The following is a 1,007-nucleotide window of genomic DNA, read 5'->3' as shown; positions in this document are numbered from 1 at the left end:
GCACCGGTCCAACGGCCGCTGGCCGCACCGCAGTCCATGATCGGCGCCCGCGGTACCGGGCCCGGGGGGGGGGCCCCGGGGGGGCCCGCCCCCCCCCGCGGGGGGGGGCTCCTCCCGGCGCCCCCCGCCCCCCCCCCCGCCCCCGGGGGCGCCCCCCCCCCCCCCCCCCCGGCGCGCCGGCACCATCGGCCGGGCGGCGCTGACCAGGCCGGGGGAGTTGGTCGCGGTCGTCGGACACCGGGCCGGCGCGCCCGCGGTGACCGCACCCAGGTACGCCGACCCGCGCCGGCCGGGCGAGATCGCGCCGCCCACACCGGTGGCCGACTTCACCGGCCGCGCCGCGACCTGGGGCACCGGCGGCCTGTACACGGCGCTCGCCAAGGTCGCCACCGTCCTCGTCCTCGTACCGCTGCTGGTCCTCGGCGCCTCATCGGCCCGGCTCACCCTGGCCCGCCGCGACGCGCGGCTGGCCGCGCTGCGGCTGGTCGGCGCCACCCCGGCCAGGATCGCGGGCCTGACCGCCGCCGAGGCCGCGCTCACCGGCAGCGCAGGCGCGCTGCTCGGTGCCCTCGGCTATGCCGCGCTGCTCCCGCTGGCCGCCCGGGCGCCGGCCGCCGGAGGCCACTGGTACCCGGCCGACCTGTGGCTCGGTGCGCCCGTCGTGCTCGGCGTGCTGGCCGGCGTGGTGGCGATGGTGGTGGGCAGTGCGCTGGCCGGGCTGCGGCAGGTCGTGATCGGTCCGCTCGGCGTGGCCAGGCGCGCCAGGGCGCCGCGGCTGCGTGCGGTGCGGGCGGTGTTCTTCGGCGGTGCGCTGGTCGGCTACTGGCAGCTCACCAAGGACGCGGGCACGAGCATCGACAGCATCGTCTACCTGGTCGCCGTCGTCTTCCTCGCGCTGTCCGTCATCGGCCCGTGGGCGGTGTCTTTTACACATCTCCCCGCCCCCCCGACGGCCTCCGAGCGCGGGGTGCCGGGGGGGGGGGGGAAAAAAAAAGGGGGGGGGGGGG

At 79.7% G+C, this 1,007-nt stretch carries 1 protein-coding gene; it reads left to right on the top strand.

All coding sequences use genetic code 11. The features are described from left to right. Window positions 1–217 precede the first annotated feature (217 nt). On the top strand, window positions 218–1,007 hold a 790-nt coding region (locus AAHZ94_RS34520), incomplete at its 3' end, for an FtsX-like permease family protein (protein WP_349997621.1).

The sequence above is a fragment of the Streptomyces sp. HSW2009 genome (assembly GCF_040240285.1).
Taxonomy (GTDB): Bacteria; Actinomycetota; Actinomycetes; order Streptomycetales; family Streptomycetaceae; genus Streptomyces.
The sequence above is the reverse complement of the archived record's forward strand: the minus strand, read 5'-3'. Positions and strand labels throughout refer to the sequence as shown.